Below are 9,634 nucleotides of genomic sequence, written 5' to 3' on the forward strand. Positions count from 1 at the left end.
GGAAGACCAACCGCGGCCGCTCGCCGGGCTTGTAGCAGCACAGAGCGGCAACCGACAGGTGACGTCTGCTGCCGCCGTTGACCCGAATCACCGGGGTGACGCCTGTGCGGGACCAGGTGCGGGCGGTGTGCGGCGTCATCGAGAACCCGGCCTCGTCGGCGAAGACGGTCCAGGCCCCGAGCGCCGCCGCAGTGGTTCCACGGCCGGCCAGGTCTCCTTCACCCACGTCGCGACCGCCTCGTCGTCGCGCTGCACGGCCCTGCGAGCCGGGACCTGGGGCGACCAGCCGTGCCGGTGCAGCAACAGACACACCCCGGGCACGGTGTAGCTCTTGTGGAACATCCGCCCGATCAGCGTCCTGATCCGCGCGAGCGTCCAGCGCTCGTCAGACCAGCCGTGCGCCACCGCCCCCAACGCCAAAGCCGCCTCCAGCTTCACGAACAACTCGTCACTGAGCTTGGGCAAGGACGCCGACCCCTTGGAGACCAGGCCCGCTTCACCCCGCTCCGCCCACTCACGCCGCCAGCGCTGCACCGAACGCACATGAACCCGCAGCACCTTCGCCACCTCGGCGTTGCCGCAACCACCGCGAACAACTCGCCCGCATCCAGACGGATCTGCTCGCGAAACGCCCTCCGCTCGGCAGTCAGCCCACCACCCTGCACGTACCTCATGACCGTGGTGTACCGCGACGATCACGACCTGTCAGCACCCCACGACATCACGCATTACAAGTCAGGAACCCAGAGTCACTGACGTGATCACCTCGTGGCTGGGAAAATGGGCCCGGGTGTCCCGGCCAGGCCGGTGCTACTGCGATGCCGGTGAGCTCGTAAGTCAGGATGGTTTTGGGGGTCGCTGAGGGAACCACGGGTTTGTGCCAGGGTCGCCGACCGGCGCCCGGAGCACGCGTGTCAGTCTCCGCTTCGTCCCGTTGACCCCTCCGGGCCACTCGTTGCGTTCATGCGTCACTGCGTGGGAGGGAGCCGGTTATGGCCCGGCTGGACGTGAAGGACGAGGTCATCCATCTGCGGTCGGCAGGGGTGGACCTGGGCAAGCGGTTCCTGCTCGGCTGCGTGCGCACCCCCAGCACCACGCACGCGGGCCGGTGGAGCCTGGAGACCGAGCGGTTCGGCACTACCCAGGCCGAGATCCGCCGCTTGCTGGCCTGGCTGGTCGAACGCCGGGTCGAGGTCGTGGTGATGGAAGCGACCTCGGACTACTGGCGCAGCGTCTACTACCTGCTGCAGCCACACCTGAACCTGATGCTGGTCAACCCCTCCCACCTGAAGGGCATCCGGGGCCGCAAGACCGATCCAAGCGACGCGGCGTTCTTGGCCCGCGCGGGGGCCTCGGGCATGGTGATGGGCTCCTTCGTTCCGCCCCGCGCCGTCCGGGAACTGCGGGATCTGACCCGTCGTCGGACCGAGGTCGTCCGGGCCGCGGGCGCGGAGGCCCAGCGGTTGGAGAAGGAGCTGGAGGACACCGGCTTCAAGCTGACCTCGGTCCTGTCGAACGTTGTGGGCGTCTCGGGCCGGGCGATCCTCGAAGCGCTGGTCGCTGGCGAGCGCGACCCGGAGCGGCTGGCTGACCTTACCGTCCGCCAGGCCCGCGCCAAGATCCCACAACTGGTCGAGGCCCTGGACGGGGACTTCACGCCCCACCACGCGTTCATGGTCCGCCACTACCTCGACCAGATCGACCACCTCAACGCGACGGTCGCGATGTTCGATGCGCGGATCGCCGAACTGCTGGCCGCTCAAGAGCGCGCCCTCGACCTGCTGGACACCATCCCCGGCATCAGCCGCCTCGCGGCCGAGATCGTCATCGCCGAGACCGGCGGGGACATGGCCCAGTTCGCCACCGCCCACCACCTCGCCTCCTGGATCGGGGTCTGCCCCGGGCAGAGCGAGTCCGCCGGCGTGAACCGCTCCGGGCGCACCCGGCACGGCAACACCAGCCTCAAGCGACTGCTCGGGGTCGCCGCCATGGCAGCAATCCGCAACAAGGACTCCTACCTGGCCGTCTTCTACCGCCGCATCGCCTCCCGCCGCGGCGCAAAACGCGCCCTGGTCGCCGTCATGCACAAGCTCGCCACCGCGATCTGGCACGTGCTCGACGACCAGGTCGCCTACCGCGAACTGGGCGCCGACTACTTCGCCAAGCGCAACCCCGAACGCGCCATGCGCCGCATGATCAAGGAAGCCAACAGCCTCGGCCTGACCCTCCGCTTTGAACCCATCGAAGCCGTCTGACCTCACACACTCCGAACTTTTCGTGTCAGTAGGCTGACACATCGCGCCCACCGCAAACCAGCATGACGCCATCGCCGCCGCCGAACTCGCCATCAATTAGGCCGAACTGCTGGGCGGCAGGCCGCTGGAGGAGATTGCTCCGCGCGACACCGACGGCGCGGTCCAGCCGCTCGTCACCATCGTCACCGACAACGGCGGTTCGTTCCCCTCGTTCCGGTTCGAGGCGTTCATCGCCACCAGGCCCGAGCTGCGGCACGTCCGCACCCGGGTCTGCACGCCGGGGCAGAAGGATCACGCGAGCGCGGCTTCGGCTCTCTGAAATACGAGAAGCTGTTCCTGGAGGAGATACCCGACGCCCTCGACCTGGTCCGCCACGCCGAGGACTACCGGCTTGAATACAACACGGTCCGCCTGCACGAGGCACTCGCCTGGAACCGGCCCCACGACGTCCACACCGGCCAGGCCGACCCACGCGCCCCCACGTTTCCTGAACCCGAAAACCTGCCAATTACTTGACGCGGGACACTCCTGTGGGCAATTCAGGCGCCACTTTGTCCCAGCGGGCGTCGTGCGCCAGGATCGCCGCCTGAACGCGGTTGTTCAAACCGAGCTTCGCAAGCGCTCGGCTGACGTGCGCTTTCACTGTCGCCTGGGCCATACTCAGCTCTTTGCCGATTTCAGCGTTCGACAGCCCCCGCGCCACGGCCCGAATCACTTCGCATTCTCGATCGGTCAGCACGTTCAACCGGGCACGAGCCTGATCAGCTACGGACGGACCACGCTGGGCAAATGAAGTGATCAGACGGCGCGTGACCGTCGGCGACAGCATCGCGTTCCCCGCAGCCACAATGCGTACGGCTTCGGCCAGGTCGTGGGGAGGTGTGTCTTTCAGCAAAAAGCCCACAGCGCCTGATCGCAGTGCAGCATGAACGTACTCGTCCCGGTGGAACGTGGTCAGCATGATCACTCGAGGACGATCCGGGATCTCAGCCAGCGCCGCAGCTCCGGCGAGCCCATCCATTCCGGGCATCCTCACGTCCAGCAGGACCACATCAGGCCGGCACTGCCGCGCCGCATGCACCGCCTCGGCTCCATCACGGGCCTCGGCAACGACGGAGATGTCTCCAGCCGCTTCCAAGATCATCCGTAGCCCGGAACGCACCAGCGCCTCGTCGTCGACCACCAGCACGCGGATCACTCCGGCACCCCCTGCCCAGTGGAGCACGGCGGAACGTTGGGGATCCGCGCCGTCACAGTGAAACCGCCGTTCAGACTGGGCCGCGCGTCGATGCTTCCGCCTACAAGCACAACGCGTTCGGTGAGACCGACGAGCCCCAGGCCACTCGTAGGTGGAAGCTCCACCGGTTTCGAGGGAGCAGAATTCTCCACGGTTATCACCAATTGGTGACGCTCGTGCCGCAGAGTGACCGTGGTCGGTGCAGCCCCGGCGTGCTTGGCCACATTGGTAAGAGATTCCTGCACAACCCGGTACGCAGTGCGCTGCGCAGAAAGCGACACGGGCCGAGGTTCGCCTTCGTCCATACGGGACACCGGCAGCCCTGCAGCACAGCTGGCTTCCAGAAGCTGGTCCAAGTCGTCCAGCGTCGGCTGCGGGGCCAAATCGGGTCCCAACACCCGTACACCGTCGGGATCACGCAGCATTCCCAGTACCTCACGCAATTCTTGCATCGCTTCCCGCCCAGTGATGCGGATCAACAAGGCCTCCTCTGCCGTCCGCGGGTCAGCAGCATTGACCTCAAGTGCTCCGGCATGCAACACCATCAATGCGACCCGGTGCGCAACGACATCGTGCAGTTCGCGGGCGATACGACGGCGCTCCTCAGCCCGGGCCCATTCGGCCCGATCACGCTGCTCGCTCACCGGCGGCTCACCCCGCGTCTTCGGCAGCATCCTCATCCGGCGCTGTGCATGCATCCACAACACGCCCACCGCCGCGGCTGCGCCCCAGCCGGCTGAGGCGGCTAGCCAGCACAAGCCTCGGGACGACTCGACGGAACTCACCCCTGCCGCTCCTGCACACCGTGCACCGCGTACTCCTCACCGATCGAACCGCCCGCGTCAAGCCTGGCCCGTACGCGACGCCGTTTCACCCTCCGTAGCCCCTTCTTTTGGTGCACAGGTACCTTAAATCGATACCACGCTATGACCCTTGACGATTCCGACAGTCCTGCCGTGAACGAACCACCTTCGACCAGAGCAACGCCTCAGCCGCGTCGTGGCGATCTTCCACCTTTAAATGGCGCTGATAGGCCACATGCACGATCTGCGTGTCTCCTGAAATCAACATTCCCCGACCGTGGAGCCGGCTTCCGGGCCTACCGTGCAGTCCAGGAAGCCCGCATCTCACACTCCGCTACCAAGGTGCACTCGTACACGGTTTCCACCCGACCTGCTTCATAATGCGAGAAGACACCAGGAAAGCTACAGACAGTCCAATTCGAGACTCCTGATCCATCCAATTCGGTCGGCACAGAGTTAAGAGACCAATGGGTCGCACAGGAGCCGATTCCGATCTGATCAGCCCTTGGCCCGACGAGCCCGGCTGCGCAGTGGATCCATCGCTCGCACCGCCGTCTTCTCTCGGCTCACTGACCGGAATAAGGTGCTTCTGCCATCTGCCACTCGGGGGGATTCACGCCTTCCAGGACATGGCGAATGCCCCTGACCCCGTGTGACTGCTGAAAACAAATATTTCGAACGCCTGGCGCAGGAGCGGAAGCCTCAGGAATTTCCACACGAACACTCGGAGCTTCGAAGTGTGGAACCGCGGCCTCGGCTTGCCGAGGCCGCGGTGTCGCCACACGTGGCAGTGAGCGCGTCCACCCTCACCAGAGGTGTACCTGAGCCATCCAGCTGCTCATCAGGCATCCCGAGAAACGGGAGTCGGGGCAAGTTCCCAGTACTCTGCTTCATCCGGAGGGAGCCAGATCAATTTCGACTCCGAAGTGAGGTAGGGACCCAAATCTCCCACGGTTCCGCCAACCTCCAGGGTTTCAGCGACTTCATGAAGGTAGGTCCCCAAGGAGGACCAACCCCAGCCCTCGCCAAACCGCCCGCAGTCGTCGCGCACGGCCCAGCCGATCCTGCCCCGATCCGGACCGACCCGCATGTCGATGACCTGGACGTCACCGTCCGTCTCGGACCAGGGGATCCACTTGCAATGCCACCACGGTTCGCCGTCGCTCCCGCCCGGTTCCTCGTCCTCTCCTGAAAGCCTCATGCGCATCTGCCAGACGTCCACAGCCTCGGCCGATCCGAGAGGAGCTCCGGCGGGCAGGACACCGGAGTATTTCTCCGCTCCGTTGTGGCAGGCCAACGACTCCAGGAGTTCAGCAGGAAATCGCAGACCCAGCTGTGCCTGCGCTGACTCAATCTCGTCCGCGGAGGCTCCTGGAGCCAACTCGGCAAACGACGCGGGTGCGTGGCGCCGAAGCCATGCGTCGATCCTGGCCCATGACGACCGCACAGAGGCGTCTGAGAATGACATGCCGATCCTTCCTACCAGACGCGCTAGACGCCGTTAATGCACGACACTTCGACTAGCATGAAGTTTCCAACCGGTGTCCGAATGACAATAAGGATCCGTGCAAGTATCAGACCGCATGAGTTCCGATTTCTTCTCGATCCGTGGTGAGATCGGCTGAACCATCAGCTCACCCTTGACTGGAAGTAGGCGTTCCGCCCTCCTGGGTGAATTCCTCATTCTTGCCGAGTGCGGCCCTTGCACGCGACCTCGCCAGCCAATACGACGACTGCTGTTGCGATCGGTATCCGCCATATCCCACGTCCGTCGGCGGACACTGCCGCAACAGACGTTTCGGAACTTTCTCCGTCGCTCCGAGCGAGCCACGAAAGGCCCAGCAGCCACAGGGCGGAGGCGGTTGTCCCGGCTCCGCCGGAAGCGGGAGCCGGGACAACCGGTGTGCTCCAGTCTCTCCACTCTTCGAGCGCATAAAGGCGACCATATCCGCTCTCGGTGGCTCACTGCGCAGCCATGGGGACACCTGTGAAGGCAACCGCGCAATGCACCTGAATCACATCCACTTACATATCACGTCAGACGCAAGTTCGCCACTCACAAAAAGCACGCGCCCCCGCGTTGCCCGGAAAGGGACGAATTCCAGATACCCTGCCTTCAAATGCGCGATCAGCAGGGCTAAGGTACCTTAGGGATAATTCAGGCGCACAGGGCTCTCTGCCGAGTACTGGAGAAGCCAGGGACAGTGGCGATCCGCGCCTGCTCGGAACATCCTGCCGCGCATCGTGGTTGCGCGTGTCGACGACGGCTTCTCAGCTGCAGTCATCCCGGGTCGGATCCGAGTCGCTCAACGCGGGAGACTTCGTAGTTCCGTATTGAGCCCTTCGAACATAGGAAGCAGCCGCTGCTCATTCTGAGCAACCAGCGTTTGCTGTGCATGGCGAACGGCGGAGACGATCAGATCAGCCAGCCCCTGCGTGTTGCCGGGGTCGGCAACTGCCGACGAGATAGACAAGCCCTCGAGGTCGCCCCGGCCGTTGAGCGTCGCCCGGACGGCGCCGCCCCCTGACACGCCCTGAAAGGTTGCCGTCTGCAAGTCCTCCTGGGCCCGCGCCACCTTCTCTTGAAGTTCCCTGGCAGTAGCCAGGAGCCTTTGTACGTCGAAGCTGCTGCCACGATCCATGTGTGTGCTCCACTTGCGTTGACTGGACATCGTCCCGGGGGGGGGAGAGATACCTCGACGGTCGAACGGATGAAGATGCCGAGCAGAGCAAGTCCGCTGATCCGCGTGACACGGGCGTCGGCTCCGCCTTGGGACGAGTACCAGCTCACAAAAGGGAATCACGGCGGACACCATGAGACCGGACGTGGATCAGTATTTGCTCCACTTCTGGTTGTCAGTGCCGGCACAGCTCCACAGTTGGAGCCTCGTCCCGTTTACAGTGTGCCCGTCAGTGACATCGACACACTTGCCGATCTCGCTGTTCACCAAGTCATGCGAGCCGTTGAGCCAGAACTGCTGCGCCCAACCACCGTTGCACTTTGCAAGCTGGATAGCGGCACCATTCTGCTGAGAAGCCCACGCGATTTCCATACAGAGGCCGAACATTCGCGCAGTTCCGTCGGAACGAAAGTCGACCTTCTGCCACGAACCTCCCGCGCAGTCTCGGATCTCAAGAGATGTGCCGACCTTGGCCGGTGAGGTCCGGGCACCGGCTGCGGTCACGCAGCGGCCGCTGGCGTGACTGTAAACGGCGACACCCGGGTACGTGGTGCCCTGCGCCTGCTGTGTGGCCCTGGCCGAGGCCCCGCCACCGACTCCGCGCGAACTTCCGGAACCGGCCCCCGCACGAGTAGTGGCACCGGATTGCGGTCGCGGGGATGAAGAGTTCAGTGCAGAGGAACCCTGGCTCGGGGTGGCACTGCGGGTACCCTCAGCCACAGTGTTGCTGTCACTCCCTCGGGGAGACTGCCCGCCAGCGCCGACCGGACGTCTCGGCGACCCCGATGGAGCCGGCGTCGACGGAGTGCCGGACGGCGAACCGTTCGACGGCGACACGCTGGGCCGCAAGGCAACCGTCTCCGCATTTACGGTGTCCTTCTTGTCGGGGCCGGTTCCGAACGACGCGACCGCAAAGACGATCAGAACCACACATGCCGTGAAGGCGACGGCACCTGCTATCCAAGTCCACGGGCGCACGCCCGGAACGCCCCCTTCGCGAAGCTGTGTGGTGCGTCGCGTGAAGGCGTCCGCAAAGCGCGAAGATGCTCCGTCGAGCAGGGCCGGCTCCTGCGGCTTGGGCTGGGGCGCCACGTGGTCTCCTGTGAGTTCGAAACGACGGAGCAAACATGGAACCGCGCAACTGCGCGCTCTCATGGCCAGTCCTGCGGCCACCACTCGGATTGTGGTTGCTATCCGTCCGCTTCCAGGCTAGAGAGCCCTCAAAGCACTGGGCAGCCGTCTTTCGTCGACGTGACCCGATACTTAAGTAGCAGGAGTTGTCCGGCCTCAGCTTGCGATCGCGATACGGGGACGCCAAACACTTCGGTGCTGACCGTCATTCGCCTTCAAACACATCGGCGCTGGGGCATCGACTGGCGTGACTTTTCATGGCCTGCGCGCCATGGCAAGATCGGGATCTCTGTTCGACTCCGGTCCGACGACAGGGCTGATTCAAAGTCGTGATGATCATGTGGCGTCGCTGGTCAGGGCAGGCCGATCAGGTTCAGCGGGCGGGTGAAGGGCGTGTAGGAGACCTCGCGCAGGCTGGAGGCGATGCCGCGATGCCCGGCGGTGCGCAGGGTGCTGATCGCGAAGTTGCGCAGCGTGGCCATGTTCTCCGGCCCGTGCCGGTTCGGATCTTCGAGGCGTCTTCGCTGAAGGTGGTGTCTCTGACGTGGTGCACAGCCTCGATACCCCACTGCGAGTGGGCGAGTTGGCCGATTACCTGCGGCGAAGCCGCGCGTGACGGAAGGTTGGTGATGGTGTAGACGGTCTGCGGGTGATCTTGCCGGTCTTGAGGTCGGTGCGGTGCCGGTGGATCTTCGCCGCCTGTGCCACGTGCGGGAAGTCCAGGCCGAGGTCGGTGACGGTGAGGGTGCGCACCGAGTGGGTCTCGCGCCGCCCGTGTCCGCTCTCGCGCTCGTAGCGCCGCGCGGTCACCTGTTTCCATGGCAAGGAGCGCAGCGCATCGTGCAGCGTCGGCTGGTTCCGCTTGAGCACGAGCACGTAGTGCGCCTTCTTCTCGTCCACCAGCCACCTGGCGTGGTCGCGGTGGGTATGCAGAGCGTCGGCGGTCACCACGACGCCGGCCAGGTCGAACGGCGCCAGCAGGCGGGTGAAACCGGTGACCTCGGTGGTCTTGTCCGGCACCCGAAGTTGACTGCCGCATAAGCTCGAAGGACGGCGGTGCCCCACAGCACGACGGCCCCCACACGATCGGAACGGAAGACATGGACCTCGACGACGGCCACGCCATACAGAAGCTGCTGGACAACACCCGCCGGATCCAGCAGCACCTCACCCGCGCACAGGAGGAGTTCCGCGCGCTGACCGTCCAGGGCACAGCCGGCGGCGGCGCGGTGAAGGCGACCGTCGACAGCAAGGGCATGCTGCGGGACCTGGCGATCTCCTCGGTCGTGGCCGACCCGGGCAATGCCCAGGGCCTGGCCGACATGATCGTCTCCGCCGTACGGGACGCGCAGCACGCCCTGGCCGCCCGGCAGGAGGAGCAGTTCGTCCCCATGCTGGAGTCGCTCCGCACGGGGCTGGGGGACTTGTCCCGCTGACGTCCTGCTGAGCCCCGAGAGCCGGGGCCGCGGCTGGTTACCACCGGTCCCGCGGCCCCGGCGCTTTCATGTGCGGGGCCTCCCCCACGCG

At 65.1% G+C, this 9,634-nt stretch carries 10 protein-coding genes and 1 pseudogene; 2 read left to right on the forward strand and 9 right to left on the reverse strand.

Annotated features, from left to right (window positions below; all coding sequences use genetic code 11):
- Nucleotides 1-135: 135 nt before the first annotated feature.
- Nucleotides 136-674 (reverse strand): annotated as a pseudogene (locus ABZ883_RS13235) (winged helix-turn-helix domain-containing protein).
- A gap of 318 nt (nt 675-992) precedes the next feature.
- Here ABZ883_RS13235 and ABZ883_RS13240 point away from each other — a divergent pair.
- Nucleotides 993-2,255, forward strand: a complete 1,263-nt coding sequence (locus ABZ883_RS13240; RefSeq protein WP_360905715.1) for an IS110 family transposase — start codon at nt 993-995, stop codon at nt 2,253-2,255.
- 25 nt (nt 2,256-2,280) lie between these two features.
- Here ABZ883_RS13240 and ABZ883_RS13245 read toward each other — a convergent pair whose 3' ends face one another.
- The 8 genes from ABZ883_RS13245 to ABZ883_RS13280 all read right to left on the reverse strand — a co-directional run bounded on the left by ABZ883_RS13245 (nt 2,281) and on the right by ABZ883_RS13280 (nt 9,127).
- Complete coding sequence (locus ABZ883_RS13245; protein WP_360905716.1) at nt 2,281-2,550, reverse strand: hypothetical protein; 270 nt, start codon at nt 2,548-2,550, stop codon at nt 2,281-2,283.
- Between the two features lie 213 nt (nt 2,551-2,763).
- Nucleotides 2,764-3,453, reverse strand: coding sequence for a response regulator transcription factor (locus ABZ883_RS13250; RefSeq protein WP_360905717.1), 690 nt, complete (start codon nt 3,451-3,453; stop codon nt 2,764-2,766).
- Nucleotides 3,450-4,136 (reverse strand): histidine kinase, encoded by a 687-nt coding sequence (locus ABZ883_RS13255; protein WP_360905718.1) that lies wholly within the window; start codon nt 4,134-4,136, stop codon nt 3,450-3,452. Before ABZ883_RS13255 ends, ABZ883_RS13250 begins: the two co-directional genes overlap by 4 nt.
- A 1,000-nt stretch (nt 4,137-5,136) precedes the next feature.
- On the reverse strand, nt 5,137-5,763 hold the full coding sequence (locus ABZ883_RS13260; protein ID WP_360905719.1) for an SMI1/KNR4 family protein: 627 nt from the start codon (nt 5,761-5,763) through the stop codon (nt 5,137-5,139).
- Nucleotides 5,764-6,601: 838 nt separating this feature from the next.
- Nucleotides 6,602-6,937 (reverse strand): YbaB/EbfC family nucleoid-associated protein, encoded by a 336-nt coding sequence (locus ABZ883_RS13265; RefSeq protein ID WP_360905720.1) that lies wholly within the window; start codon nt 6,935-6,937, stop codon nt 6,602-6,604.
- A 189-nt stretch (nt 6,938-7,126) separates the two neighbouring features.
- A complete protein-coding gene (locus ABZ883_RS13270) occupies nt 7,127-8,131 on the reverse strand; it encodes a ricin-type beta-trefoil lectin domain protein (protein ID WP_360905855.1) in 1,005 nt (334 codons plus the stop codon).
- A 329-nt stretch (nt 8,132-8,460) separates the two neighbouring features.
- The gene (locus ABZ883_RS13275) at nt 8,461-8,589 is read right to left on the reverse strand and encodes a hypothetical protein (RefSeq protein ID WP_360905721.1); all 129 of its coding nucleotides are present in this window, start codon (nt 8,587-8,589) and stop codon (nt 8,461-8,463) included.
- 109 nt (nt 8,590-8,698) lie between these two features.
- The gene (locus ABZ883_RS13280; RefSeq protein ID WP_360905722.1) at nt 8,699-9,127 is read right to left on the reverse strand and encodes a transposase; all 429 of its coding nucleotides are present in this window, start codon (nt 9,125-9,127) and stop codon (nt 8,699-8,701) included.
- Nucleotides 9,128-9,207: 80 nt separating this feature from the next.
- On the opposite strand from ABZ883_RS13280, the gene ABZ883_RS13285 reads away from it, so the two are divergent.
- On the forward strand, nt 9,208-9,543 hold the full coding sequence (locus tag ABZ883_RS13285) for a YbaB/EbfC family nucleoid-associated protein (protein WP_360905723.1): 336 nt from the start codon (nt 9,208-9,210) through the stop codon (nt 9,541-9,543).
- Nucleotides 9,544-9,634: the final 91 nt, after the last annotated feature.

Source organism: Streptomyces sp. NPDC046977, assembly GCF_040644455.1.
Classification (GTDB): Bacteria; Actinomycetota; Actinomycetes; order Streptomycetales; family Streptomycetaceae; genus Actinacidiphila.